The sequence below is a fragment of the Pseudophaeobacter sp. EL27 genome (assembly GCF_900313025.1).
Taxonomy (GTDB): Bacteria; Pseudomonadota; Alphaproteobacteria; order Rhodobacterales; family Rhodobacteraceae; genus Pseudophaeobacter.
In genome coordinates this window covers 44,892-70,802 of sequence record NZ_OMPQ01000010.1, presented here as the reverse complement: position 1 = coordinate 70,802, position 25,911 = coordinate 44,892, and the positions used below count along the sequence as shown (strand labels likewise).

The window sequence follows — 25,911 nt, the reverse complement described above, 5'->3', positions numbered from 1 at the left end:
TTTTCCCTCGCCTCTTGCCAGCGCCGTTGCACCCTTTCTCTGAACCCGATAAGGCGAGACAGCAAATATGGAACAAAAAGGATCTCCGGCTATGACAAAACCGCTTCGTCTTGGGATTGCAGGTTTGGGCACGGTTGGCGTTGGCGTGGTGAAAATCATCCGCCGTCAGGCCGAAATGCTGGAGATGCGCACGGGCCGCCCGGTGGTGATCACTGCGGTCTCGGCGCGGGATGCAGCCAAAGACCGTGGCGTAGCCCTCACCGGATATGCCTGGGAAAACGACCCGGTTGCGCTGGCCAAACGAGATGACGTCGATGTCTTTGTCGAACTGATGGGTGGCCATGAAGGGGCCGCTAAGGAGGCCACCGAGGCGGCTCTGGCAACGGGCAAGGATGTGGTCACCGCCAACAAGGCGCTGCTGGCCATTCACGGCCAGGCCCTGGCCGAACAGGCCGAGGCTGCAGGTCAGGTGATCCGCTTTGAAGCCGCCGTGGCCGGTGGCATCCCTGTTGTTAAATCCCTCACTGAAGGTCTGGCCGGAAATCAGGTCACCCGGATCATGGGGGTGATGAATGGCACCTGCAATTATATCCTCACCCGGATGGAAGCCACCGGTGACGGCTATAACACTCTGTTTGAGGAATGTGGCCGCCTAGGCTATCTCGAAGCCGACCCTAATCTGGACGTGGGCGGTATTGATGCGGGGCACAAGCTGGCGCTCCTGTCTTCAATCGCCTTTGGCAGCAAACCCGCCTTTGACGATGTTGTGCTGCAGGGCATTCAGCGCATTGCCATTGATGACATCCGCCACGCCGCCGACATGGGCTACCGGATCAAGCTTCTTGGCGTGGCGCAACGCACAGCCCGTGGGCTGGAACAACGCATGACCCCCTGCCTGGTGCCGGCAAATTCACCCCTCGGCCAGCTGGAAGGCGGCACCAATATGGTGGTGATCGAGGGCGATGCGGTAGAACAGATCGTGCTGCGCGGCCCCGGTGCCGGCGAAGGCCCCACCGCCAGCGCCGTGCTCGGTGATATCTGCGATCTGGCGCGCGGTTTGCGCATTGCCACCTTTGGCCAGCCCGCCACGACGCTACAAGACATCCCCGCTGCACAGACCGGCCTGCCCGCACCTTACTACCTACGCCTGGCGCTGCAGGACAAACCCGGCGCTCTGGCCAAGGTGGCTGCCGCTCTGGGAGACGCCGGAATTTCGATCGACCGGATGCGCCAGTATGGCCACTCCGAACCCACCGCCCCGGTGTTGATCGTCACCCATAAATGCACCTCGGCGACGCTGGAGGTGGCCCTCAGCGCTTTGGCCCAGACCAGCGTTGTGGATGGGGAACCCGTCGCTCTGCGTATCGAAGAGCTCTAACAGGCGCAAAATTGGCGGTGAGGCGCGCAGAATCTGCTCCTTTGAGGGCACAACGCGCGTCTTCCTGTCCAAGCTTGCGCTATCATCCCTTGCCCGCCCCCCCTGCAAAAGGCTATGCGACGGGCAACCCGCCCGGATTTGAACAGGATTTTGAGTATGACCGTGACCTCCTCCGACGCCGCCTTTAACGACCGCATGCTGTCTCTGGGCCTGGCCCGAGTCGCCGAACAGGCCGCCCTGGCCTCTGCCTCACTGATCGGGCGTGGTGACGAAAAGGCTGCTGACCAGGCGGCTGTGAATGCCATGCGCGAGCAGCTGAACCTGCTCGATATCAAAGGTGTTGTGGTGATTGGTGAAGGCGAGCGCGACGAAGCGCCTATGCTCTTCATTGGCGAAGAAGTTGGGACCGGCACCGGCCCCGGCGTGGATATCGCCCTGGACCCGCTGGAAGGCACCACGCTGACCGCCAAAGACATGCCCAATGCGCTGACGGTAATTGCCATGGGGCCGCGCGGCTCCATGCTGCACGCCCCTGACACCTATATGGACAAGCTGGCCATTGGTCCCGGCTATCCCGAAGGCGTTGTCTCCCTGGATATGTCCCCCCGTGAGCGTGTTGAGGCCCTGGCCGCCGCCAAGGGCTGTGCGCCCTCTGACATCACAGTCTGCATTCTGGAGCGTCCCCGCCATGAGGCGATGATCGCTGAAGTGCGCGAAACTGGTGCAGCGATCCGCCTGATCACCGATGGTGATGTTGCCGGCGTGATGCATTGCGCCGAATCGGAAACCACCGGCATTGATATGTATATGGGTCAGGGCGGCGCTCCTGAGGGCGTTCTTGCTGCCGCCGCGCTGAAATGTATGGGAGGCCAGATCTTTGGCCGCCTGTTGTTCCGCAACGACGATGAAAAGAGCCGCGCCGCCAAGGCGGGCATCACCGATCTGGACCGGATCTATACCCGCGACGAGATGGTGACCCAGGATGTGATCTTTGCCGCCACCGGCGTCACCGGCGGTTCACTGCTTCCCGAAATCAAGCGCCAGCCCGGTTGGGTTGAGACCACGACGCTGTTGATGCGGTCCAAAACCGGCTCGGTGCGGCGTATGTCTTATCGCACGCCAGTTTAAGCGTCAGAGGCTGATCTGTCTGGAGAATGCGGCTTGCGCCGCGGCCTCCGGCGGGGATATTTTTGACCAAATGAAGGGCTGGATCCATTCGGATCTGGCCTTTTTTCATAGATGAGGTAGAGCCATGAGCTTTCTTGGGGTTGAGAAATCGCTGACCGGGCGCCGCTGGCTGGGGCTTGGCATTGATCTGGAACGTGCGGCCGAGCATATGGTGCAGCAGACCGGCCTGCCTGCGGCGCTCTGTCAAGTATTGGCCCGTCGCGGCGTGCCTGCGCATGAAGCCCTTGGTTTTCTCACTCCACATCTGAAAGACCTGCTGCCGGATCCGCGCAAAATGAAGGATATGGAGCTGGCCGCCGCCCGGTTCCTTGCAGCGGTGGAGAAACGCCAGCGCATTGCTATCTTTGCCGATTACGATGTTGACGGTGGTAGCTCGGCAGCGCTGCTGCTGGTCTGGCTGCGTGCCATGGGGCTGCAAGCGACACTCTATATTCCGGACCGTATCGACGAGGGTTATGGCCCCAATGACGAAGCAATGGCCGGGCTGGCACGCAGCCATGATCTGATTGTCTGCGTCGACTGCGGCACGCTTTCGCATGGGCCCATTGCGGCTGCCAAGGGGGCCGATGTTATCGTCCTGGACCACCACCTGGGCGGCGAGACTCTGCCCGATTGCGTTGCTGTGGTGAATCCCAACCGTCAGGACGAGGATGGCGAGCTGGGATATTTCTGTGCCGCCGGGGTGGTGTTTTTGATGCTGGTCGAGGTCCGCCGTCAGGCCCGGGAAAAGGGCTTGGGCACCGGCCCCGATCTGATGAGCCTGTTGGATCTTGTGGCGCTGGCAACTGTGGCCGATGTTGCGCCTTTGATCGGGGCAAACCGGGCGCTGGTGCGCCAGGGGCTGAAAATTCTGGGGGCACGTCAGCGTCCCGGTCTGGTTGCCCTGGCGGATGTGTCCCGGATGGATGCGGCGCCCTCGACCTATCATCTCGGCTTTTTGCTGGGGCCAAGGGTCAATGCGGGGGGGCGCATTGGCAAGGCCGATCTGGGTGCCCGCCTGTTGGCGACGGATAATCCCCATGAGGCAGCCGCCCTCGCTGAGCGTCTGGACCAGTTGAACACGGAAAGGCGTGACATCGAAAACGCGGTGCGGGCCGCTGCGCTGGAGCAAGCCGAATCGCGCGGATTTGATGCGCCTTTGGTCTGGGCAGCTGGCGAAGGCTGGCATCCTGGCGTTGTTGGCATCGTGGCCTCACGCCTGAAAGAGGCTGCGGGTCGCCCGGCAGTGGTCATCGGCCTGCACAATGGTGAAGGCAAAGGATCGGGCCGCTCGGTCAGTGGTATCGACCTTGGCGTCGCCATCCAACGTACCGCAGCAGAGGGGCTGCTGATCAAAGGCGGTGGCCACAAAATGGCCGCAGGGCTGACGGTGGCTGAAGACAAGCTGGAGGAGGCCATGCAACGCCTGAGTGATCTGTTGGCCAAGCAGGGGGCTGACAGTCTGGGCCCGGCAGATTTGAAGCTGGACGGCATGCTGATGCCCGGGGCGGCCAGCATCGATCTGATCGAACAGATCGAACAGGCTGGCCCCTTTGGGGCCGGAGCAGCGGCGCCGCGCTATGGCTTTCCCGATCTTGCCGTGCGCTTTGCCAAGCGGATTGGCGAAACCCACCTTAAGCTCTCACTGACCGATGGGGTTGGCGGCAATCTGGATGCCATCTGCTTTGGCGCCTTTGACACGGCTCTGGGACCGCGTTTGCTGGAACATGGTGGAGCGCGATTCCATTTTGCCGGTCGGCTGGAGATCAATAGCTGGGGAGGTCGACAGAGCCCACAACTGCGTCTGGAAGATGCCGCAGAAACCAGCTGATCCGCTCGCAAACTATTTAAAACATAAAGAAAATTCGCGACCCTGAAAAAAAACCTCTCGGAGGCAATTTTTATCTTGCGGCTTGGGCCTAGAGAAACTAAACACCGCTCCACAGCAAGTGGCCCGTTCGTCTATCGGTTAGGACGTCAGGTTTTCAACCTGAAAAGAGGGGTTCGACTCCCCTACGGGCTGCCACTGTACTCCTCAAAGAAAATGTCGATTGATGCCAAAGCGCATGCCCGGATGCGTCGGTCCATCGTTGGCAATATTGCCAGCGGTTCAAGCACTTAGGCGGGTTCGCTCTTTTCGAAAGAAATCTCTGGATTTTAAAAAATTGCCCCTTGCGCAGCGGCCCATGACTAAGTAATACACCGACATCAACAGTGGCCCGTTCGTCTATCGGTTAGGACGTCAGGTTTTCAACCTGAAAAGAGGGGTTCGACTCCCCTACGGGCTGCCACTTCATCCTTTGATGTCAGACAGAAGCGACTGCAGTACCCATTGGTTTGTTGCTTAGGTTTTCCTGAGAATGACGCAGCACGCAGGGGCCATTGCCCGCAGCTCCTTTGCCCCTTGTTGAAGGCTCCTGATTGCGCGTTTTGTAAAACGACTTGCGAACAGAACACTCTGCACAGGCTTGGCAAAGAAAATGGGAGGGAGGCCCAATAGCCCGATTTGAAAACGGGCTTTAGGCGCCGCCCTGGCAGCTTGCTTGCGGTTCGTCCTTTTGCATGCCCTGCTCAAAGAACAAATGCTGCGAGCGCCCCGCCCGCTTGGCCGCATAGAGCGCCAGATCAGCCTGATGCAACATCACTGCCGCCTCAGTAGGAGCCTCATTCCAGCTCGATAAGGTCGTACCGGCACTGGCAGATATCTTGCACAGCCTTCCCCCATAGGGCACGGGCTCCTCCAGGAGGCTGATCAAGCGTTTGGACAGGGCCTCAAGGATTTTTGGCTCGTTGACACCTTCAAAAATGATCACAAATTCATCCCCGCCGACACGGGCTACGGTGTCGGTATGGCGGGTGCAATCGACCATCACCTTGGCAACGCTTTGTAAAACGGCATCCCCCGCCGCATGTCCAAGAGTATCATTGACCTCTTTGAAGAAGTCGAGATCTACATGCATCAGGGCAAAATCCGTCCCGGCGCCAATCAACCGCTCGAGGATATGATCCATGGCACGACGGTTCTTGAGGCCCGTCAGCGTGTCGGTAAAGGCCTGTTCTTCAGCGGCGATCTTAGCCCCTTGCAGACGCAGATTTAGCTGCCGAGACGCCTCCATCGCGGCAGATTTTGCCTCCACCAGGTAGAGCATTTCGATTGTAAGGTCGGTGGGGGAGAAATCAGCGCTGGTCAAATCATAGTCGCGCACCGCCTCAAGCACCGAAATACCAAAAGAGAGGTTGATCAGCGCGCCGTTACCGTCTGGCAACGGTGCCAAAACGCCCTTTAGACTGGTTTGGGGCGTCTCGCGAAACTGCAAATGCAGCTTGGCGCCTGCAGTCTTGAGCAGATCATCCATGGAATTGACCCGGCGTGGCCGCTGCAGGTCAAAAACATCGAAGAAGGTCTTCCCTTTCCAGCTCATGTCAGGGCGCAGTTTTTGTAGCGTTGGCCCGGCAAAGCCAACCCGCCCGGCAGCATCTACAACGAGATACATTGGACAGATTTGGGCAATGACACCAGTCAGCTCATCCGCAGTCATCATAAGGCATGGGCTCCCAGGTCAAAAGTGCGCCCTTCGGCAAAATCGGTCTCAACCAGTGTGACCGAGATCACCTCGGCACCGTCTTGTGTCCCGCGATGATCAAGAATAACCAAATCACCATAGTCATCCGCCATAGCACGCAGAACCCCCATCATGACATAGGCAAAGCCGGGCAGGCCCGGTTGGCAGATCAACTCGAACTGGCCTGGTGAGTTTTCCACCAACTCCAAAGCAGGCAGATGGAGATCGGCTACGGCCAAACGGGCCCGATCTGGCAAATCATCCAGTGAATGCAGGAATTCAACATAGTTGACACCGCCAAAGCGCAGCAGACGTCGCAACGCCTCAACCTGAGGATTGGACACCAAAAACGTCCCCGTATCCTCAAGTATTTCAGGCAGCGGACGTTCCAGCATCTTTTCCATAGCGGAGAGCATCTTGTTGGATTGCTCATCCGTATAGAACAACATGGCCTCGAACTGAGCAAAGCCAAGATCCGCAGTATCCATAATGTCGCCCCACCGCTCTTCCCCGTAGGTACTGACGACGAATGCCTGAATCGCTCTGTTGATCAGACCATGCATAAATTGGCCCCTTGTTACACTTTGCCCATACTTGGCGCAGGATCGTTAAGATACGCCGAACATTTAAATTTTGAGATAATTTCACCATCGACCCTTGTTCAGGTACATTCCTTCGACCTGACGTCCCAAGACTAACACCTTCCTGGCACGTCTCAAACAAGGAGCACCGCAAAAAATCACAGCGGTTTGCTTTATCGTCAGATGTCTATCCCTCCCGTGCCGACACATCCGCATTGCAGGGGACATACCCCTTTCCAATGAAACGGGGAAGAAAAACCACAGATCGGCCGCTCAGCTGTGACAAGAAATCCCACAGGGCAAGGAACCCCAGCGGGTATCTGCATCAAAATTCAAGCTTCAAACAACCTAACCTATTACTTCTATTGATGAAAAATATCGTGCCTTCCGGCAGCGAGCCCGACCACTAAAGGCAACAAGCCGCCGAGCCAGAATTCACAACTGCAAAGCCTTTGCTCTGCCGTCGAACCGATTCCTTCCGACAGCTCACAAAGGCCAAGAAATACCGATCGGCGCGGCTCCGGGCCATTACCACGGCAACCGCTATAAAACCCTTAGTTCTGTTAAAAGTCAGTGGGCGCCCCGCCCTCTGATTTGCGACGCGCGACAAAATCCTTCAACTCGTCGTCCCGCGCCTCCTCCAGGGGTGGCGGGGTAAACTCCTGCAATATGTCCTTGTAGATCTTATTGGCCCGCTCCGGTGTCCAGACAGATCCAGCGGCCTCCCAGGCCTCATAGTTGCGCCAATCGCTCAGGTAGGGTTGATAAAAGGCCGTTGCATAGCGATCTTGGGTATGCTGGATCCCAAAGAAATGGCCCTCATTGCCAACCTCACGCACCGCATCAAAGGCAATGTCTTCCGGCCCGGTGGCACAGATTTCAGGCTGCATATAGCGCTGGATCTGCTGCAATATTTCGCAATCCATGATGAATTTTTCCGGGCTGGCGATCAGCCCGCCTTCCAGCCAGCCAGCCGCGTGGTAGACCATATTTGTCCCCGATTGCACCGCGGCCCAAAGTGAGTTTGACGTCTCCCACATGGCCTGTCCATCCGGCACATTGGCGGCACAAACGCCGGAGGACCGCATCGGCAGCCCATAGTAGCGCGCCATCTGTCCAGTCATCTGGGTGGCGCGCATATATTCAGGCGTGCCAAAAGCCGGAGCACCCGATTTCATATCCACATTCGAGGTAAAGGTGCCAATGGCGCAGGGCGCACCTGGACGAACATATTGGAACAGGGCAATCGCGCATAGCGCTTCGGCCAGGCTTTGCGCCACAGCGCCCGCCATGGTGACAGGCGCCATGGCTCCAGCCAGGGTAAAGGGGGTCACCACCACCGCCTGCCCCTTGCGGATCAGGCGCAGACAGCCGTCGATCATCGGGTAGTCATGTTTCAGAGGTGAGGTGGAATTGATATTGGTATACATCCGTGGCGTGGCTTCAAACTCTTCATCGCTGAGCCCCCCGGCGATGCGCACCATCTCCATCACATCCTCGACCCGCTCCTTGCCTAACGAGTAGGCATGCATAGCCTTATCCGTCAGCGTCAGCTTGTCATAAAGCACGTCAAGATGTCGTACCGAAGCATGGATATCTACCGGCTCCACCGGGTAGCCACCGGCAAAATGGATGCAGTTGAAATACTGGGTGAGCTTGAGCAGGTTGCGGCATTGCTCTCGATTGCCGGCAACCTTTTTGTTCAGATCCATATCCCAGTAGTTGGGCGGCGACGAGACATTGCCAAACAGCAGATTATTGCCGCCGATCGGAATCGTTCGGTCTGGGTTGCGCGGGGTGATGGTGAATTGGCTTGGCGCCTTGCCAACCATCTCCATGACAAATTCCCGGTCCATCCGCACCAGATCTCCCTCGACCCGGCACCCGGCTTCTTTCAGGATTTCCAAGGCCTCGGGGTTGAGGAAAACAATGCCGATCTCTTCGAGGATCCGCATGGCGCCGTCGTGAATGGCCGCGACGCCTTCTTCCGTCAAAGGCTCGACGGGGCGGTCAATGTTCTGCGGGATGCTCCAGGGCATCTGTTGCAGGGCCGCCGCGCCGCGCCGTGCTGCCGCGCCTGCACGCCCACCGCCTCGTCTGCTTTTGTCCCGTGCCATGCGCCTCTCCCTGGTGGTTGTGATCCAGCGCTTTGGCCTACCCCGCCCCGCGCCGCCGGGAACGCCCCGGTCTTGGTTCCAGCAGGCCCAATCCAACGCGGCAGTGACTGCCATTTCACGACATCTCCTGTCGCTTTCTCACCTCAAGCAGGGAGAAACACACATTTCTGTACATATGTGCCCAGTTCCACGCAGTTTACCCCTGCCCCAAGCCACCGGGGGTGCCTCACCCGCCGCCTGGGCTCACAGGATCAGAATGTAACGAGGAGGCCTAGCCGCTTCAGCGGTCCAACCAAGCCGGGATATGGCCGATATGGGGCAGCACCACATCCGCGTGAGCGGCCAGATCACCATGCTCTGCCATACCAGTGAGCACCCCGATCCGGGTCATACCCGCAGCTGCGCCTGCGATAAGGTCATGCAGGCTGTCGCCCACCATGGCCGTATCCTGCGGTGCAACGCCGATTGCCGCGCAAAAGGCCAGCAGTGGATCGGCGTCCGGCTTTGCCCCATGACCACTATCGAACCCAGCCACAAAGGCAAAACGATCCAACACGCCAGAACGTTTCAACTGGCTGATGGCAGAGATCTCCGCATCATTGGTCATCACCCCCAGCACCTTGCCGCGCGCCAGCAAGTCATCCAGAAACTCAGCCAACGGAACCGCCTCGCTGAGCGCAGCCGCAGCGGCGCTTTTGGCCAAGAACCGTTCGAGTTCGGCCTCTTCCATCTGCGGCACAAAGGGGGATAAGACAGCGGCAACTTCGCCATTGGTACCGGCAATCACCATGCTGTCAGCCCGAAACGCCTGTGTCTCGAGGTCAAAGCTGACGGCCTCAGCCATGGCCTCAACCCGCGCCTGATCCCCCTGGCCAAGCTGCATCAGCATATCTGCCGCCCAGCTGTTCCAGGTGGAGGCAAAATCAAACAGCGTTCCGTCTTTGTCGAAGAGAAAAGCATCTACCGGCATGGGGTTTCCTTAGGCCAATTTATCTGCCGCGAACCGTATCGGCAAATTGCCATGGCGCAAGTGCTTTCTGACTGCAGCTGCGCCTCAGGTCCAATGCACCTGCGCGCCCCCCGGCAGCGCCATCCGCGCATACATCGGAACCTCATAGGCGATTCCTGCCTGATCACAGAATTGCACCACCCAGGCATCGTCCATCGTTAAGAAATCGAGCAATGAGCCCAAAAACGCGGGATCGGCGGCATTTTCCCGCAAATCCGCCTCTGATGCGCCGGTGGCCCCCATAAACACCGGTAACAACTCATCATTTGTCATCAACCAGGCAAGCGCCTTTAGCGCAATCACCTCGGCCTGATCGGCGGAAATCTGCATGGCGGACCCATTCCTGACATGTTGCGGACAAATTAGTAAAAACCCGAAACAGTTTATTAACCAGTCTGGCGGAAACTTCCAGTGTAGCGAGCAAAAGGTTTGAAAGGCGAACCGTGTGCAGGGAACGATCCTAGTCATAGATGGTATATCCACCAACCGTATCATGCTGAAGGTTCAGCTGGCGGGGGCCTGCTATGGTGTGGAACAGGCGGATTGTATCGCGGATGTTCTGGAGGCGGCCCGCTATTGCCGCCCCGATCTGGTCCTCACCGCCATGAGCCTGCCCGATGGCACAGCAGCGGATGTCAAGCATGCCCTGCGCCAGGATGAAATGCTCGCCGATATTCCCGTCATCGCCATCACCCAATCCAATGCACCGGAACGTCGTCTGCATGCTCTGTCGGCAGGGATTGATGATGTGCTGCCGCAGCCCGTGGATGATGTGATCCTGCAGGCCCGTATTCGCAGCCTGTTGCGCTCGCGCAGTGCCAATGAAGAATTGCACATGCAGCGCGATGCCTCGCATGGCTTTGTCCTGCCGCTCTCGGATCGGGCTGGACATGAAGAATGCAGCGGTGCCAGCGTTGCGCTGGTGGCACAGGACACCAAGACCGCACAGGCCTGGGCCAAGCGGTTGGGCGATCAGGTCCCCTACGAGCTGCACTGCCATGATCTGGACGATATCAAGCTGATGATGAGCGCCCCTGTGGCGGATGTCTTTATCATCGAGCTGAACGAGATTTCTGCAGGCCCTGGCCTGCGCTTGCTGGCGGATCTGCGCGCCCGGGCTGCCACCCGGCAGTCGGTGGTGATCGCGGTGCCAAACCCTGCCGACCCAATGATCGCCGCCGAGGCGCTGGACCGTGGCGCCCATGATGTTTTGCAGGCCGGCTTTGACGTTGACGAGCTGGCCCTGCGTTTGACCACACAGTTGCAGTATAAATCCCGCAATGACCGGTTGCGCGACAGTGTCCGCAATGGACTGCGCGCCGCTGTACAGGATCCGATGACCGGGTTGTACAATCGCCGCTACGCCAAACCCTTCCTGGACCGCACCGCCAAGCGCGCTGCCGAAACCCACGACAGTTTTGCCCTGATGCTGGCTGATCTGGATCACTTCAAGCAGATCAACGACCAATACGGCCACCCCGCAGGTGATGCGGTGCTGATCGAGGCCGCCCGGCGCTTGCAGGCGCAGATGCGACCCGTGGATCTGGTTGCGCGGGTTGGTGGGGAAGAATTCATGATCGTCCTGCCCGGCGCAGATGAGATCAGCGCCGGCATCGCTGCCGTGGAGCTGTGCAACGCCATCAACAGCAAACCCTTTCATGTGCCCGGCATCGCCGAGCCAATTGAAGTGACCATCAGCATCGGCGCTGTGGTTGGCCGCGACCTGACCCGCAAAGACGACCTTGGCGACTGGGTGGAACTGAGTGAGACCCGCGGACAGAACAGGGGGGCCAGTAATGTAACCGAGCTGATCTCCCTTGCCGATCGCGCATTGTATGACGCCAAAAACGCCGGCCGCAACCAGGTCACTCTAGGCAAAAACTCAACCGCTGCGGCCTAGGCATGCGGCAATAAAAACTCACAAAAGGAAAAAGGCGCGACCTGAGGCAGCGCCTTCTTTTGGGGCCAGTAAATCTAACCGCCTAATTCTTGCTGATCTAGTGATCGCGAGTTCTGTCTCCGGAATGGCGCGACCTATGATCCAATTGGTGCTGCATCCGATCTGCGATCCTGCGCCGCTCTTTCAGGCTCAACCCCTCCAGTTGCTGCTCCCAGGCATCGGCAACGGCACGCATAAAGCCGTGGGTCTCGACGATATGGGTGTCAACAATGACACTGACTGCCGTGAGATCCAGATCTTCGGCGCGCATCAAGACAATGATCTGTTCCATCTCGCCACGTCGCCGGTTGCGCACGCTATCCGATGCGCCACCGTGATCCTGCACCAAACGACGGATCTCCCGTCTGCCGACATCCTTAAAGATGAACCGGCCCAACATCGGCGGGCCATCCTTGTCGTGGCCGCCTCCATGGAAACGCCAGGCTGCCCCTGCCCCGATACCGATCACAGCGAGGTTCAGAGCCAGCGACAGGGCCAGAACGACCTTTAACCAGGGGCGCATCCCGCTTCGCGGGTTAGGGTTTTGTTGGTCATTGCTCATTCGAACACCTCATCGCTCACCAAGAAGCTCACATCATAGTCCAGGTCGGTTATCAGCTGCGACCCGCTGGAATAAGAGGCAAAGCTCTCAACCGGGTCGGGCAGGAAAGAGGGCGGCGCCAAGCCGATCCAAAGCCCCGTCAAACTGGCCGCTGCCAAGCCGCCCAAAGCGGGCCACCCCCCGACTGCGGAAATGAACTGCTGCCAAAGCCGCTGTGGTAACTGACGCGACTGACCTGTGGCGCGGGAAGTGTCAGAAGCCATGGCCCGGTTGTTTTGTATCTGTTGGGCATCGGCCAATATGGCGGCTTGTAATGCCTGCGGCACCGGGGTCGGGTCACTGCGGGCGGCGGCAAACAGATCCTCCAAGTGATCCATTTCGCTCAAAGACTTATCTGTGTCAGACATCGCTATACCCCAGTTCCTCTCGACGGTTGGCCAGGCATTTGGCCAGTGCCCGTTTGCCGCGTGCTGTCAGGCTTTCTACTGCCTCGACGCTAATCTCCATGATTCCGGATATCTCCGGGTTTGTCAGTTCTTCTATGTGGCGCAAGACCACCGCCTGACGCTGCCGTTCCGGCAGTTGCATCAGGGCCTGTTGCAAAGCATCCTGACGGGCCAGATCCTGCAACTTCTCTGCCGCAGAGGACGCCGGATCGGGTGGTTCTGGAATGGCATCCAGATCCACATGGCCGCCGCGTTGGCGTCGCTTTAGATCAATACAGAGGTTCATGACCACACGGTACAACCAGGTCGAAACCTTGGCCTGGCCGGGCTGCCACTCTGGCGCCATACGCCACAGGCGCATCATGGCTTCCTGGGTGACATCCTCGGCCTCTGCCCTACTGCCGAGAACCCGTATCGCCACGCCCAGGGCACGCGGTGCCAGGCGCTGCATCAATTCGGCAGCCGCCGCCGCATCACCATTGGCATAGAGCACCAGCAGGGCATCATCGCTTGCCAAGGCTTCAGCACCTAGCAGGCTGTAAGCCCTGCGTTCTGCAAAGCCCCCGGTCACCGCAGGCCTGCCCCGCGCTGGCAGCCCCTGAGAGAGGGGCTGCACGGGTGATATGGGTTCTGAATGCACCACAGGCGTTTGATCAGTTCTGCTCCACTTTGCTGCCACGACCGCCGCAGTCACCGTTCTGGCCTCCGTGACCACCACGATGCTTGCCACCGCGATGCTGTTTGGCCTGCTCGAACTCCTCCTTGGAGATCGCGCCATTGCCATCGCTGTCGGCGCGTTCGAACATATTACCATGACGGCCGCCACGATTGGCCATTTCTTCATGGCTCAGCATGCCGTCACCATCCTTATCAAGGCGGCTGATCATTTTCTCAACCCGTTTTGCCGCACGTTTTTGGGCCTGCGCAACCAGCTCTTCAGCCGACAGTTTGCCGTCGCCATTGCTGTCAGAGGTCGCAAAGCGCGCAGCTTTATGGGCTTCCATTTCAGCCTTGGAGATTTCTCCGTTGCCATCTGTATCAAGCTCTTCAAACTGCATCTTTGGCCCCATGCCACCGCAGCCCGGTTTGGCCACAACAGTGGTCGCCGCCAATGCGCCGGCGGTTGCAAGGATCACGGCGAGGATTTGGGTCTGTGTCATATCTGCTCTCCTAGGCGTTCCTAAAGCAGCCCTTCGCTGCCGGATACACAGACTAAACGAAGCCCTGCAGCCTTTCCGTCGCCACCTTTCCAAAAAAATCCAGTCTCATGGTTTGGCTTCCGGATTGCGGCATCGGGCCGCAGAGATTTCCTTTGGCTTTTCTTTACCTCATAGACAGAGGATGATTGCGCCAAAATCACAGGATTTCCAATGACCGAGACCTCAGCTACCAGCGAAGTGACAGGCGGGCTCGCGGCCCCAAACGCCGCAGACCGCCCCACCTGGCCCGCCCTTGCCAAGGGCTGGCGGCGCAAATGTCCAAGCTGCGGCAAGGGTGAGGTGCTGCATTCCTATCTCAAGGTCAACGACACCTGCTCGGAATGTGACCTCGACCTCTCACAGGCACGCGCAGATGATGGGCCTGCCTACCTGACAATTTTGCTGGTAGGGCACATCATGGCGCCGCTCCTGCATGTGGTCTATTTCACCTGGCGGCCGGAACCTCTCGTAACGTTTTCTGTTTTCTCGATTGGCTGCATTGTCTCTTCTCTCTATCTTTTGCCAAGACTAAAAGGGGTTGTGGTCGCCTATCAATGGGCGCGCCGGATGCATGGCTTTGACAGCAAGAGCTGACATCCCCCAAAAGCAACACACGGGAGAGGCCGGTCGATGAGTGATACAGCAATTCAGGGCGTGACATCAGAGGACCGCAGCGCGATCCGCAATGCGGCAACCATCATCGCCCTGCGTGACCGGATGAGCGAGAACCCAAGGGTGCTGATGGGACAACGCGGCGCCAAAGCCGCCTTCATGCCCAATAAATTTGTCTTTCCCGGCGGCGCGGTTGATCTGGCCGATGCCACTGTGCCCCTGGCCCAGCCCCTGCCCGAGGTCTGCCGCGCCCGCCTTGCGGAACAGGCCAGTAATGGGCTGGATCACACCCTGGCGATTGCCGCCATTCGGGAGCTTTGGGAAGAAACCGGCTTGATCCTGGGGCATCCAGGCGACTGGCAGGAGGAAATTGCCGCCGATTGGCAGGGCTTTGCCGCCACCGGTCATTTGCCATCGGCCCGCGCGCTGCAATTTGTGTTCCGTGCCCTGACGCCGCCCGGTCGGCCCCGGCGCTTTGATGCTCGGTTCTTCCTGATTGATGCCGATGAAATCAGCGGTGATCTGGATGATTTCTCCCAGGCCTCAGATGAGTTGTCGCATCTGCAATGGATCCCTCTGAGCGAGGTACGCAGCTTTGATCTGCCCTTTATCACCGAGGTGGTTCTGGCCGAGGTCACCGGCCGGTTGCAAGACCGCAATCCGCCAACCAGCGTGCCCTATTTCTGCAACAATGACGAAGAGAGCCTGTTCCTGCGCCTCAAGGGCCACCCGATGCCCGAGGTCGACTGAGCCCGTTCAAATCTCCACAGCGCTGCAAGGCTGGTTTAAAGCGCTAGCCCCAGCGCTAGGATGGACAGCACCAGCAGGGCCATGCCAGCCACTTCGCGGCGGCTGATTTTTTCCTTGAAAAACAGCAGGGACGCCAGGATAGAGAGCAACAGCTCCACCTGCCCCAGCGCTTTGACATAGGCGGCATTCTGCAGGGTAAAGGCCCAGAACCAGCAGAATGAGCCACCCAGACTGGTCAGCCCCACCCAGATCGCAACCCGGCGCGCCTGCCAGACACGGGTGATCTCACCCTTTTCACGCCAGGCAAGCCAGATCACCATCAAGAGCGTCTGTAGCGAGACCACAGAGGCCAGCGTTACCGCCGCCCGGAACATCGGCGCCAGATCGCCCAATTGCAGTGAAGCTCCGCGATAGCTGACGGCCGAAAAAGCAAAAAGCACCCCGGCCCCAAGCCCAAGTTTGGAGGCGCGATTGGTGAGATGTGTCCACCAGGCCCCTGTTGCCTCGGGTGGTTTGGACAGCACCAGAACAGCACTCAACCCCAACAGGATTGCCACCCAACCCCAGGCACTGATGCCGTCTCCCAAAATAACCAGACCAACAATCGCTGTCTGGATCACCTCGGTCTTTTTAAAGGTAATGCCAACGGCAAAATTGCGCTGCTTGAACAGCGCGACAACGCAGATCGTTGCCAGAATTTGCGACACGCTACCAATCAGCGCAAAACCCCAGAACTGCCCGCCCAGATGCGGCAGACTCTGGCCACTGGAGTATAGATAAACCGCCAGGCCACTCAGGATGAACGGCGCCGAATAGGCAAAGCGGGCAAAGGTGGCGCCACCGGGCGACAGGGTGACTGTGCTCAGTACCTTTTGCAGCATAAAACGAAAGGTCTGAAAAGTGGCGGCGGCAATTGTGACAGGGATCCAGGTCAGCATGGCCGCCTTTATGCAGAGCTAGTCTTTGGAAGACCAGAGCGGATGTGGCACCGGATCCTTGCTGCGCAGAAGATAGCGGGCAAAGACCTCGCTGTAGCTGCGATAGTGATAGCCCTGGTTGGCCTCCAGGTAGCTCTCTCGGTTGGCCTGATACAGCCTTGGCAGCGCATACCAGGGCACGCCGGGGTGCAGGTGGTGCACGATATGCAGATTATTGTTCAGAAACAGCCAGGCCAACGGTCCGCGATCCTCAATCACCACAGTACGGCTGTGGCAGTCCTGATGCGCGCGATGCTCCAGAAAGGTGCGGATCTTCACCAGAGCCAGCCCGATATAGGCCCCAAAACAAAGCGCCCAGAGCGGCGTTGGCGTCGCAAGGGCAATCCATAGCACCAGCCCCACGCCCAATGCATGCAAGACCCAGTCCCTCAGAACGCCCCTGTCGCCCATCCGCACCAGATGCCAGTCCTCTGCCATAAAACAGATCTGTCCCATCAGTGGCCCCAAGACCACCCGCCCCAGCAGCGTATTGTTTACCCGCATCAACCGCCGCCGCCAGCCCGGCATCTGCGCCCAGACTGCGGGATCCTGAAAATTGCTCTCTGGATCATCATAGGGATCTGTCAGCCGCTCATCCTGGTGGTGCGCCAGATGGGTGTCACGGAACCTGCCGTAGGGAATAAACAGGGTGAGCGGCAGGAACAGCAACGCCTCGTTCAGCAGGCGGTTGCGAAACGGGTGCCCATGCAGCGCCTCATGAGTGAGCGAGGAATGCAGCGCCGCCAGCCCGCCAAGACAAATCACCGTCAGGGTTAGGCTGACCTGCGGCAGCAGGGCCAACACCAAGATCCAGAGCCCGTAGCAAACCAGGATCAGCGCCAGAGTGCCCCATTCCACACCACGCGGCATCGCAATACCGCAGTCGATGTTGTGTTGCGGCTCAGACATTGGCTTGCCCGCCAACCTGGCCACCAACCTGAGCAAAGCTCCCAGTCTCGCTGCAGCGCCCCCAGCTGACCCGGGTCCAGACCCGCTCATAGATCACATAGCAAGCGAACCCAAGCGCGGTATTGATCACAGCCATTGTACCGCCCAGGCTGGCAGACCCTGTCGCCAAAAACCCAACCAGTGTCATGGAGGCAAATCCAATTGCGTTCCAGACCAAAGCCTTAACAAGGGATCGTTTGCGTGTTTCCATCTGGATCTTGCTCCTACTGATGTCGTTAGGCGAGTAGTAGAGCCAGAAGGTGTTGTGCAGAATTCTGAATGTAGTTAACTTTTCTCATCAATGATGATACTTATCACCACATGCCGCATAAAATCGACAAACGGCTTCGCGCCGAACAGTTTCGCCACCGTCTCATTCGCGCCCTCAAAGACAGTGGCCTCAGCCAAAGCGCTTTGGCGCGCGATACCGGCGTTGATCGCTCGACCATTTCTCAACTGCTGAACGATGAAGGCGCCCGGCTGCCCAATGCCCATGTTGTTGGCGCCTGTGCCTCGGTGCTGGGGGTCTCAGCCGATTGGCTGTTGTCGCTCTCGGACCGCCCCGAAAGCGCCGCTGAACTGATGGCCTCCAGCCTGTCCTTAAGCGAGGCGCCGCGCGCCCTCGTGGATCAGCGGATTTTTGACTGGCACCGCGAGGCGGCAGGCTACAAAATCCGCCATGTGCCCGCGGCGCTACCGGATATGCTCAAGACCCGCGCCCTGCTTGAATGGGAATATGCACCGCATCTGGGGCGGACGGCGGATCAGGCGATTGGCGCCTCAGAGGACCGTTTGTCCTGGATGCGCCAGTCGCAGTCGGACTATGAGATCGCCATGCCAATCTACGAGCTGGAGAGTTTTGCCCATGCCACCGGCTATTACTCAGGCCTGCCGTTGGAGATCCGCCTGGAACAGCTGGATCAGTTCGAACGCCTCACCACCCAGCTCTACCCGCGCCTGCGGATCTATCTTTTTGATGCCAAACGGTTGTTTTCCTCACCGCTGACCATCTTTGGTCCGCTGCTCTGTGTGTTTTATGCCGGCAGCCATTACATCGCGTTTCGAGATCTCGAGCGGATCGAGACCTTTACCACCCATTTCGACCATCTGATCCGCGAGGCCGATATCACCGCGCGGCAGGTCTCCGGTCGCCTGCGCGCCCTCAAGGCCGCGATCAGCAACCAGAGCCCGCCCCAGCCATAACGCCGGGTTGGCGTTCTGCAGCGTACCGATGCGCCCTGCGTCAGGTGCGCGCCAGCGCACCGCTCAGGCTCAAGCCGTGGCAACGGCTTGAGCCTGAGCAAGTTTCACCCGACCCTAAATTTTGGGATCCGGGTTCTCCGTATGGCCATCCACCGCAATCACCTGGCCTGAAACCAGTCGTGCCGCATCAGAGCCCAGGAACACCGCCATATTGGCGATATCCCGTGCCTCAACAAAGCTGCGCATCGAGGTGCCAGAGGCATAGCCCTCGTAGACCTGATCCCGGGTCATACCCTTGGCTGCGGCTTCACGCTCCAAAACCCCCTCCATACGAGGGCCTTCCACCGCGCCAGGACAGATCACATTGGCGCGAATGCCAAAGGGGCCCAGCTCCATCGCCAGGGTTTTGGTCAGCCCCACCATGGCCCATTTGGCGGCTGCATAGGGCGCCCGGTTTGGATAGCCGTACTGCCCCGCCGTTGAAGAGGTCACAATGATTGACCCGGCCTTGGCTGCCTTCATCATCGGGGTGGCATATTTTGCGGCCAAAAATGCCCCCTCCAGATTGACGCTGACACAAGAGCGCCAATCGTCCAGAGCGACATCCTCAACCAAAGCCGTGGGCCCGGCAATGCCGGCATTGGCGCAAAGCACCTCCAGGCCGCCCCAGTGCTCTGCGATCTCCGCAAACAGCGCCTGCACGGATGCTTCATCGGCCGCATTGGCGACTGTGCCACGCCAGCCCTCAGGCAGATTGGCCACGGTTTCGGGATTGAGATCGGTAACCCAGACCTCAAACCCTGCCGCGGCAAACCCCTCGGCCATGGCGCGGCCAATCCCGGAGCCACCTGCGGTGATCAGAACCCGTTTTGACGCAGTGCTCATCTTGGTGCTCCGATGGCCCGACCCAGCCCTTCTGGCGCCTCCAGCGCGGCATGCGCTTCGGCCAGTTTCACCAGATTGGCCTCAATATGCGCCGCAGGCGGTGCCGAGCGGCGGGTTTTCAGATCCACATGCAACAACATATGCTCGCCAGTGGCCAGCAGCCGCTCCCCTTCATACATTTCATGCCAGAGATGCATCTTCTTGCCTGCTCCCATGATCACTCGAGTTCTGATCTGAATAGGCTGGCCGGCATGCACCTCATCAATATGGCGGATATGGGTTTCAGCAGTAAAATAGCTGCCACCATTGGCAATGTATTCGGCGTCACAGCCAATCACCGCCATCAACCGGTCGGTCGACTGGGCAAAGGCATCCAGGTAGCGGCTCTCGGTCATATGGCCGTTATAATCCGTCCAATCCAGCGGCACGATACGGCTCTGGGTCAGCACCGGCTGGCTCAGGTCAGTCAACTCTGCAATGGAATTGACCAGTCCCGCCCCGTCTTCCAGGCTTTTGTCATGGGCGTTTTGCAGCGCACCGGTGCCCCAATCATTGGCCCCCAGCGCCCGCATCATCCCCACCAGATTGTCATCGCGAATACGCTCCATCTCGCGGATCGACAAATGCCCGGACTGCGCATCCGATTGGCCCGCAATCAGATCCACCAGCTCATCAGTGAACTCCGGCACATCCATCAGCTTGGTCCAAGGCGAGGTAAGGCAGGGGCCAAACTGCGCCATGAAATGCTTCATGCCCGCTTCACCGCCCGCCACGCGGTAGGTGTCGAACAGACCCATCTGCGCCCAGCGAATGCCAAAGCCATAGCGAATGGCATTGTCAATTTCCTCGGTGGTGGCGATGCCATCCTTGACCAGCCAAAGCGCCTCACGCCAGACCGCCTCAAGGAAGCGATCCGCCACATGGGCGTCGATCTCGTTCTTCAGATGCAGCGGGAACATGCCAATGCCTGTCAGGATCTCTTTGCTGCGCGCGATCACCAGTTCGGAATTGGCGGCAGTGGTGACGACCTCGGCCAGCGGCAGCAGATAAACCGGGTTAAAGGGATGCGCCACCACGATCTGGCCCGCATTGCCCCGCCCCTGCTGTAGCTCGGAAGGCTTGAAGCCCGAGGTGGAAGAGCCGATCACCGCATCCGCATCGCAGTGTTTTTCAAGATCGGCATAGACCTTCTGCTTCAGATCCAGCCGCTCTGGTACGCTTTCCTGAATCCAATCCGCACCCGACACAGCCTCGGCCAGGCTGGCGTGAAAGCTGAGGTTTCCCTCTGCCGGCAAGGCCACATTGCCAAGCCCCGGCAAGGAACGCCGCGCATTGTCCAACACCTCGCCGATTTTGCGCTCGGCCTCGGGATCGGGGTCAAAAACCCGCACATCCCAGCCATTGAGCAAGAACCGCGCGGCCCAGCCGCCGCCAATAACACCGCCACCGATGATTGCTGCTGTTTTCATGAATTCATTTCCACTTGCGATTGCCCCGTGCATCTGCACGGGCAGCGCCCGACCCTCCCCACGGGAGGGCGCTTTGCTTCCTCCCCGGGCCGGGCCCAGCCCTCTTTATCTTTGTCAAAACACCACTTGGTCTGTCCACACGTGCTGCACAGGCGTTGCAATGGGGAGCACATATGCTCCCCATTGCCGTCTGTTTACTTCGCGACGGGTGCGCGTTTGGTCAGGCCCAGCTGCGCGCGCACCTCTTCCGGCCCCATCAGCTTGCCGCCCATGTTCTCAATGATGGTGCCAGCGCGTTCTACCAGCTGGTAGTTCTCGGCCAGCACGCCCTTATCGAGCCAGAGATTGTCCTCAAGCCCAACCCGCACATTGCCACCTGCCAGGATTGCTGCCGCCACATAGGCCATTTGATCCCGCCCCAAGGAAAAGGCCGACCAGTTCCAGCTCGTCGGCACATTGTTGACCATGGCCATGAATGTATTGAGATCATTTGGCGCGCCCCATGGCACTCCCATGCAGAGCTGCACCAAAGCAGGACTTTGCAGGATGCCCTCTTTTTCCAGCTCTTTGGCAAACCAAAGATGGCCAGTGTCAAAGGCCTCAATCTCGGGCTTCACGCCCAGATCCGCCATCATCTGGCCCATAGCGCGCAGCATGCCAGGCGTGTTGGTCATCACATAATCGGCTTCGGCAAAGTTCATGGTGCCGCAGTCCAGCGTGCAGATCTCTGGCAGGCATTCGGCGATATGGGCCATCCGCGCAGTGGCGCCGATCATATCAGTCCCGGCCTCATTGACCGGCAGCGGGTTCTCAACATCACCAAACACCATATCGCCGCCCATGCCGGCGGTCAGGTTCAGCACCACATCAGTATCGCTGTCGCGAATGCGGTCGGTCACTTCACGGTAAAGCGCCAGATCGCGCGAAGGCGCGCCTGTCTCGGGGTCGCGCACATGGCAATGCACCACAGCAGCGCCAGCCTTGGCCGCAGCGATCGCGCTTTCAGCGATTTGCTGGGGCGAACGCGGCACGTGCGGGCTGCGATCCTGGCTGCCGCCAGAGCCGGTCACGGCACAGGTGATAAAGACGTTTTTGTTCATATTCAGAGGCATTTTGGTTTTCCCCGCAATGTACAGGGTTTTGCCTAGAGTTATCCCCAAGCTCTTCCCCAGATTCCTGTTTGCTTCAAAGCCTAGTCTGCCTCAGCCTTTGCACAGACAGTTTACACCAAGCGAATCGAAGTTGATGAAATCCGCAAAAAACATCCTGCAACCCGAACATCGCCCGCTGAAAACAGCGGTGCTGGTGCTTGATGAATGCAACACGCTCTCTTTTGCGGCCGCCGTCGATCCGATGCGCGCCGCCAACCGGCTGGCCGGGCGCTGCGTCTTTGACTGGGACTATGTCAGCGCCACCGAGGAGCAGCCAATGCTCACCAGCGGCCTCACCGTGCCCGGCTTTCCGCTGGCCCGCCTTGAAGACTGCGAGCTCCTGATCGTGGTGGCCGGCTTCCAGCTGGCCCGCCAGGCCACCCCAAGCCTGCTGGCAGGTCTGCGTCGTATCGCTGCCAAAGGCACCACCATTGCCGGCATTGATGGCGGCCCCTGGCTGATGGCAGAGGCCGGCCTGTTGCAGGGCCATCCAGCCACCACCCACTGGGAAGATCTGGAGAACTTTGCCAATCGTTTCCCTGAGGTAGACTGCCGCAATGACCGTTTCACCGTCTCGGAGGAACGCCTGACATCCGGTGGCGCCACCCCGGCGATTGAGATGATGTTGCATATCATCAGCTGCCGCCACGGGGCCGGCTTTGCCGCTCGGGTTGCCGGCCTGTTCCTCTATGACGGCCCTGCGGCTCCGACACGGCCCCAAAGCCGCCTTGGGGGGCATAAGCACAACGCCCTGACAGCCAAGGCCAATGCGCTGATGGAATCCGCTCTGGATGAGCCGCTCACCCTGAGCAAAATTGCCGAACGTCTGGGCACCAGCCCGCGCAGCCTGCAACAGCAGTTCCGCCTGCGTCTGGGGACCACGCCGCAGGACCACTATCTGCACCTGCGCCTGGCAGAAGCCCGCCGCCTGGTCAGCGACACCGATCTGTCCCTGATGGAGGTGGGCTTGGCGACAGGGTTCACCTCGCCCTCCAGCTTTGCCCGCGCCTTCCGTGTGGCCCATGGCACCTCGGCACGAGAGCTGCGTCAGGCCCGCAATACCCCAGACAAGGCCAGCTTTGGCAGCTCGGGACAGTCCCGCCCCGAAACGCCGCGCCCCACCACCCATTGACCTTCACCCGGCAGGCGCCGGGTCAAGGGCCGCCTCGCGGCCCTGCGCAGCAGGGTTTACCCTTGAGGTGGAGCCTGTGGGATTAGACTTGAGCTGGCCGCTCAGAGGCAGCTCTGCCCCTGAGCGGCTTCTCAGCAGTCTCTTCCTTTTTCTTGCGCCGCGCGTAGCGCGGCGCCGGGCCCAACTGCAAAGAGGCATTTTAATGCATCTGGCGCAGGCGGGAGCTCCTCCTCCCCCATCAATAGGGCATCGGATGGGCGCGATGGGCCTGGTTGATCTCTGCCAGCACCTCGGCAGACAGATCCAGCTCAGCCGATTTCAGCGCATGTTCCAATTGGGCTTGCGTTGTCGCGCCAAAGATCGCACTGGCCATAAAGGGCCGGGTGCGGCACCAGGCCAGGGCCATATGTACCGGGTCCAACCCGTGACGTTGCGCGATCTCCAAATAGGCCGCTACCGCGCCGTAGACCCGTGGGGAATGGCGCCCGCCCAGCTCAGGCACGATGGATTTACGCGACCCTTCCGGCACTGCGCCCTCCTGATACTTGCCCGTCAACAACCCCGTGCCCAGCGGTGAAAAGGCCAATAGCCCCACCTCCTCATTGACGCTCAGCTCGGCTAGGTCGGTGTCATACATCCGGCAAATCAGCGAATACTCATTCTGGATCGACGCCACTCTGGGCCCCTGCCCCTCCTCGGCCAGTCGCAGCCATTGCGCCGTGCCCCAGGCGCTTTCATTGCTCAGACCAAAGGCGCGGATATTGCCCTTATCGACCTGCCCCTGCAGCGCCTCCAGACAGTCGCGCATATTGTCCAGGGTCTCTTCCCGGTTCTGGCTTGAGGGATCATAATCCCAATTTTTGCGAAACATATAGCTGCCGCGATTGGGCCAGTGGAACTGGTAGAGGTCGATGTAATCCGTCTGCAACCGCTTCAGCGACCCTTCAACGGTGCTGGCGATGGTCTGGGAGGAAATCGGCGCGCCCTCCCGCACTGCCGCCAGCCCCTCGCCCGAGTGTTTGGTGGCCAGAATATAGTCGCCCCGCCGTCCGGTCTTTTTGTGCCAGGTACCCAGGATTTCTTCGCTGCGCCCGGTGGTTTCTGCCCGCACCGGGTTCACCGGATACATCTCGGCGGTGTCGATGAAATTCACCCCCGCTGCCAGCGCATAGTCAATCTGCACATGGGCATCTGCTTCCGGTGTCTGGGTGCCAAAGGTCATGGTGCCAAGGCACAGTTCTGACACCTGCATCCCGGTGCGTCCCAAGGGGTTCATCTTCATCGCGCGTTCCTTCATTTCTCAGCCGCCGATCGCTCCGACGGTCTGGCCAGACGGTTATCCTAACAGTTTGGCCGTTTTTTCCGGTTGCGACCTTACCCTCCCATAATCTGGGTGCAAGTTCCCACCAGTCCTGCTTGTACTTGCCTGCGGAATGCGAGAGCTTACCGGTAAACACACAGCACCACAGCAAACCTAGGGAGTGCTCTTTATGGCGCAGACTATCACCAAGGGCGTCAAGGCCCTCCTCGCCGAGGCCAATGAAACGGTCACCACCCTGTCCATCGACGAGGCCAAAGAAAAGGCGCAGGATCCGTCTTACGTCTTTGTCGATCTGCGTGACATCCGCGAGTTGCAGCGCACTGGGCTGATCCCCGGTGCCTTCTCCTGCCCGCGCGGCATGCTGGAGTTCTGGATCGATCCCGACAGCCCCTATCACAAGCCCGTTTTTAATCAGGACAAGACCTATGTCTTCTACTGCGCCAGCGCCTGGCGCTCGGCCTTGAGTGCCAAGATTGCCATGGAGATGGGCATGGCGCCGGTGATGCATCTGGAGGGCGGCTTCACCGCCTGGGAAAAGGCTGGCGGCGCCATTGTGCCACGCACCAGCTGAATAACTGCCCGGGGTGGCTCACAAATTTGCAGCCTGTAAATCAAACGCGGGAGTTAGGCCCAAAAAGAGAGCAATCCATACCAAGCCCCCGTCGGCGCACCAGCTCGCTCGCCACGGCCCCACCCAGACCAACAGGCCCCGCGCCCCCTGCCTCTTGCGGCAAGAGGCAGGGAAAACTAAAAGTGATCAATCTCCTCCTAGTGCGGATGGCAGTATCAGCCTAAGCTTCTGCAGGGCCGCGAGATCTCCGCAGCCAGATACAGCAGGGGCGCGACCATGCTTTCACGACGCCAAACTCTTTTGGGCTTGATCAGCCTTGTCGGGAGCACAGGGTTAGCTACGGCTGCAAGCCCGAGCCAAAGCCTGGGCTACGTGCTGGATCTCGCCTCTACCAAGGTGAAATTCGGATTTCAGCTCAATGGGTTTTGGCAAAATGGCACGATGCCAATTCTGCGCTCGCAAATCGCACTGAACCCAAAACGACTCGCCACCACCCGCGTTTCTGTCTCTCTGGATGCCAGCGCTGCCAAAACCGGGTTGATCTTTGCCACCCGGGCTATGACCAGCCCGGAGGTTCTCAATGTTGAAAAGTTTCCCACCATCAGTTTTGCCACCCGGCGCGTCCTCTTGAGCGCCGAGGGGCGCCTGTCCAATGGCGCCGAGATGATAGGCGATCTCACCCTGCGCGGGGTTACACGGCCTCTATCTCTGGCGGTCGCGCTTTATCGTCGCCCGGGCAGCGCCGTAGATGATCTCAGCCGTCTGGATTTCACCCTACGCGGCAGCCTCAGCCGTGCAGCCTTTGGCGCCTCCGGCTATGCCGGATTGGTCGGAGATAGGGTGCGCCTGGACATTCATGCCAGCCTCCGGCAAATGACATAAAACACCGGCAACACGCTGGAAGCGACATTTACGTCGAAAAACCTCTTGC

25 protein-coding genes, 2 tRNA genes and 1 pseudogene are annotated in these 25,911 nt (G+C 59.4%); 12 read left to right on the top strand and 16 right to left on the bottom strand.

Going from position 1 to position 25,911, the window contains the following annotated elements; translation table 11 throughout:
* Positions 1 to 91 precede the first annotated feature (91 nt).
* The 5 genes from ED661_RS12155 to ED661_RS12135 all read left to right on the top strand — a co-directional run bounded on the left by ED661_RS12155 (position 92) and on the right by ED661_RS12135 (position 4,836).
* Positions 92 to 1,378: a homoserine dehydrogenase gene (locus ED661_RS12155; protein ID WP_122074192.1), complete on the top strand. Its 1,287-nt coding sequence runs from the start codon at positions 92 to 94 to the stop codon at positions 1,376 to 1,378.
* A gap of 156 nt (positions 1,379 to 1,534) precedes the next feature.
* Positions 1,535 to 2,506, top strand: coding sequence for a class II fructose-bisphosphatase (glpX, locus tag ED661_RS12150; RefSeq protein WP_122074237.1), 972 nt, complete (start codon positions 1,535 to 1,537; stop codon positions 2,504 to 2,506).
* Between the two features lie 124 nt (positions 2,507 to 2,630).
* The gene (gene recJ, locus ED661_RS12145) at positions 2,631 to 4,376 is read left to right on the top strand and encodes a single-stranded-DNA-specific exonuclease RecJ (protein WP_122074191.1); all 1,746 of its coding nucleotides are present in this window, start codon (positions 2,631 to 2,633) and stop codon (positions 4,374 to 4,376) included.
* Positions 4,377 to 4,496: 120 nt separating this feature from the next.
* A tRNA-Glu gene (locus ED661_RS12140) sits at positions 4,497 to 4,571 on the top strand.
* A gap of 190 nt (positions 4,572 to 4,761) precedes the next feature.
* A tRNA-Glu gene (locus ED661_RS12135) sits at positions 4,762 to 4,836 on the top strand.
* Positions 4,837 to 5,064: 228 nt separating this feature from the next.
* On the opposite strand, the gene ED661_RS12130 is transcribed toward ED661_RS12135, so the two are convergent.
* The 5 genes from ED661_RS12130 to ED661_RS12110 all read right to left on the bottom strand — a co-directional run bounded on the left by ED661_RS12130 (position 5,065) and on the right by ED661_RS12110 (position 10,145).
* Complete coding sequence (locus ED661_RS12130) at positions 5,065 to 6,087, bottom strand: GGDEF domain-containing protein (protein WP_122074190.1); 1,023 nt, start codon at positions 6,085 to 6,087, stop codon at positions 5,065 to 5,067.
* Positions 6,084 to 6,671 carry a heme NO-binding domain-containing protein gene (locus ED661_RS12125; RefSeq protein ID WP_122074189.1) on the bottom strand — a complete coding sequence of 196 codons (588 nt, stop codon included), beginning with the start codon at positions 6,669 to 6,671 and terminating at the stop codon, positions 6,084 to 6,086. The genes ED661_RS12130 and ED661_RS12125 overlap by 4 nt, the downstream gene beginning before the upstream one ends.
* A 581-nt stretch (positions 6,672 to 7,252) precedes the next feature.
* The gene (locus ED661_RS12120; protein WP_122074188.1) at positions 7,253 to 8,806 is read right to left on the bottom strand and encodes a trimethylamine methyltransferase family protein; all 1,554 of its coding nucleotides are present in this window, start codon (positions 8,804 to 8,806) and stop codon (positions 7,253 to 7,255) included.
* A gap of 280 nt (positions 8,807 to 9,086) precedes the next feature.
* On the bottom strand, positions 9,087 to 9,776 hold the full coding sequence (locus tag ED661_RS12115) for an HAD family hydrolase (RefSeq protein WP_122074187.1): 690 nt from the start codon (positions 9,774 to 9,776) through the stop codon (positions 9,087 to 9,089).
* Between the two features lie 84 nt (positions 9,777 to 9,860).
* Positions 9,861 to 10,145, bottom strand: coding sequence for a DUF3572 domain-containing protein (locus tag ED661_RS12110; protein WP_122074186.1), 285 nt, complete (start codon positions 10,143 to 10,145; stop codon positions 9,861 to 9,863).
* A gap of 115 nt (positions 10,146 to 10,260) precedes the next feature.
* On the opposite strand from ED661_RS12110, the gene ED661_RS12105 reads away from it, so the two are divergent.
* Positions 10,261 to 11,715 carry a diguanylate cyclase gene (locus ED661_RS12105; protein ID WP_122074185.1) on the top strand — a complete coding sequence of 485 codons (1,455 nt, stop codon included), beginning with the start codon at positions 10,261 to 10,263 and terminating at the stop codon, positions 11,713 to 11,715.
* Positions 11,716 to 11,812: 97 nt separating this feature from the next.
* Here the strand turns inward: ED661_RS12105 and ED661_RS12100 are convergent, their stop codons facing one another.
* The 4 genes from ED661_RS12100 to ED661_RS12085 all read right to left on the bottom strand — a co-directional run bounded on the left by ED661_RS12100 (position 11,813) and on the right by ED661_RS12085 (position 13,922).
* Positions 11,813 to 12,316: a periplasmic heavy metal sensor gene (locus ED661_RS12100; RefSeq protein WP_122074184.1), complete on the bottom strand. Its 504-nt coding sequence runs from the start codon at positions 12,314 to 12,316 to the stop codon at positions 11,813 to 11,815.
* Entirely contained in the window at positions 12,313 to 12,723 is a 411-nt protein-coding gene (locus ED661_RS12095) for a hypothetical protein (RefSeq protein ID WP_122074183.1), read from the bottom strand. Before ED661_RS12095 ends, ED661_RS12100 begins: the two co-directional genes overlap by 4 nt.
* Complete coding sequence (locus tag ED661_RS12090) at positions 12,716 to 13,279, bottom strand: RNA polymerase sigma factor (protein ID WP_254054830.1); 564 nt, start codon at positions 13,277 to 13,279, stop codon at positions 12,716 to 12,718. Before ED661_RS12090 ends, ED661_RS12095 begins: the two co-directional genes overlap by 8 nt.
* Before the next feature lie 136 nt (positions 13,280 to 13,415).
* Complete coding sequence (locus ED661_RS12085) at positions 13,416 to 13,922, bottom strand: EF-hand domain-containing protein (protein ID WP_122074182.1); 507 nt, start codon at positions 13,920 to 13,922, stop codon at positions 13,416 to 13,418.
* Positions 13,923 to 14,132: 210 nt separating this feature from the next.
* On the opposite strand from ED661_RS12085, the gene ED661_RS12080 reads away from it, so the two are divergent.
* Positions 14,133 to 14,555 carry a DUF983 domain-containing protein gene (locus ED661_RS12080; RefSeq protein WP_122074181.1) on the top strand — a complete coding sequence of 141 codons (423 nt, stop codon included), beginning with the start codon at positions 14,133 to 14,135 and terminating at the stop codon, positions 14,553 to 14,555.
* Positions 14,556 to 14,591: 36 nt separating this feature from the next.
* A complete protein-coding gene (locus ED661_RS12075; protein ID WP_122074180.1) occupies positions 14,592 to 15,323 on the top strand; it encodes an NUDIX hydrolase in 732 nt (243 codons plus the stop codon).
* 35 nt (positions 15,324 to 15,358) lie between these two features.
* On the opposite strand, the gene ED661_RS12070 is transcribed toward ED661_RS12075, so the two are convergent.
* The 3 genes and pseudogenes from ED661_RS12070 to ED661_RS12060 all read right to left on the bottom strand — a co-directional run.
* Positions 15,359 to 16,261 carry a DMT family transporter gene (locus ED661_RS12070; RefSeq protein ID WP_122074179.1) on the bottom strand — a complete coding sequence of 301 codons (903 nt, stop codon included), beginning with the start codon at positions 16,259 to 16,261 and terminating at the stop codon, positions 15,359 to 15,361.
* An 18-nt stretch (positions 16,262 to 16,279) separates the two neighbouring features.
* On the bottom strand, positions 16,280 to 17,209 hold the full coding sequence (locus ED661_RS12065; RefSeq protein WP_122074178.1) for a fatty acid desaturase: 930 nt from the start codon (positions 17,207 to 17,209) through the stop codon (positions 16,280 to 16,282).
* A gap of 55 nt (positions 17,210 to 17,264) precedes the next feature.
* Positions 17,265 to 17,459 (bottom strand): annotated as a pseudogene (locus tag ED661_RS12060) (DUF2061 domain-containing protein); the annotation flags it as partial.
* A gap of 110 nt (positions 17,460 to 17,569) precedes the next feature.
* On the opposite strand from ED661_RS12060, the gene ED661_RS12055 reads away from it, so the two are divergent.
* On the top strand, positions 17,570 to 18,451 hold the full coding sequence (locus ED661_RS12055; protein WP_122074176.1) for a helix-turn-helix domain-containing protein: 882 nt from the start codon (positions 17,570 to 17,572) through the stop codon (positions 18,449 to 18,451).
* Positions 18,452 to 18,565: 114 nt separating this feature from the next.
* Here ED661_RS12055 and ED661_RS12050 read toward each other — a convergent pair whose 3' ends face one another.
* The 3 genes from ED661_RS12050 to ED661_RS12040 all read right to left on the bottom strand — a co-directional run bounded on the left by ED661_RS12050 (position 18,566) and on the right by ED661_RS12040 (position 21,917).
* Positions 18,566 to 19,336 (bottom strand): SDR family oxidoreductase, encoded by a 771-nt coding sequence (locus ED661_RS12050; RefSeq protein WP_122074175.1) that lies wholly within the window; start codon positions 19,334 to 19,336, stop codon positions 18,566 to 18,568.
* A complete protein-coding gene (locus ED661_RS12045; RefSeq protein ID WP_122074174.1) occupies positions 19,333 to 20,805 on the bottom strand; it encodes a carnitine 3-dehydrogenase in 1,473 nt (490 codons plus the stop codon). Before ED661_RS12045 ends, ED661_RS12050 begins: the two co-directional genes overlap by 4 nt.
* 194 nt (positions 20,806 to 20,999) lie before the next feature.
* Positions 21,000 to 21,917, bottom strand: coding sequence for a 3-keto-5-aminohexanoate cleavage protein (locus tag ED661_RS12040; RefSeq protein ID WP_122074173.1), 918 nt, complete (start codon positions 21,915 to 21,917; stop codon positions 21,000 to 21,002).
* A gap of 133 nt (positions 21,918 to 22,050) precedes the next feature.
* On the opposite strand from ED661_RS12040, the gene ED661_RS12035 reads away from it, so the two are divergent.
* Positions 22,051 to 23,088, top strand: a complete 1,038-nt coding sequence (locus ED661_RS12035; RefSeq protein ID WP_122074172.1) for a GlxA family transcriptional regulator — start codon at positions 22,051 to 22,053, stop codon at positions 23,086 to 23,088.
* A gap of 238 nt (positions 23,089 to 23,326) precedes the next feature.
* Here the strand turns inward: ED661_RS12035 and ED661_RS12030 are convergent, their stop codons facing one another.
* A complete protein-coding gene (locus ED661_RS12030) occupies positions 23,327 to 24,370 on the bottom strand; it encodes an aldo/keto reductase (RefSeq protein ID WP_122074235.1) in 1,044 nt (347 codons plus the stop codon).
* 208 nt (positions 24,371 to 24,578) lie between these two features.
* On the opposite strand from ED661_RS12030, the gene ED661_RS12025 reads away from it, so the two are divergent.
* Positions 24,579 to 24,980: a rhodanese-like domain-containing protein gene (locus ED661_RS12025; RefSeq protein WP_122074171.1), complete on the top strand. Its 402-nt coding sequence runs from the start codon at positions 24,579 to 24,581 to the stop codon at positions 24,978 to 24,980.
* A 276-nt stretch (positions 24,981 to 25,256) separates the two neighbouring features.
* The gene (locus ED661_RS12020) at positions 25,257 to 25,862 is read left to right on the top strand and encodes a YceI family protein (protein WP_122074170.1); all 606 of its coding nucleotides are present in this window, start codon (positions 25,257 to 25,259) and stop codon (positions 25,860 to 25,862) included.
* Positions 25,863 to 25,911 lie beyond the last annotated feature (49 nt).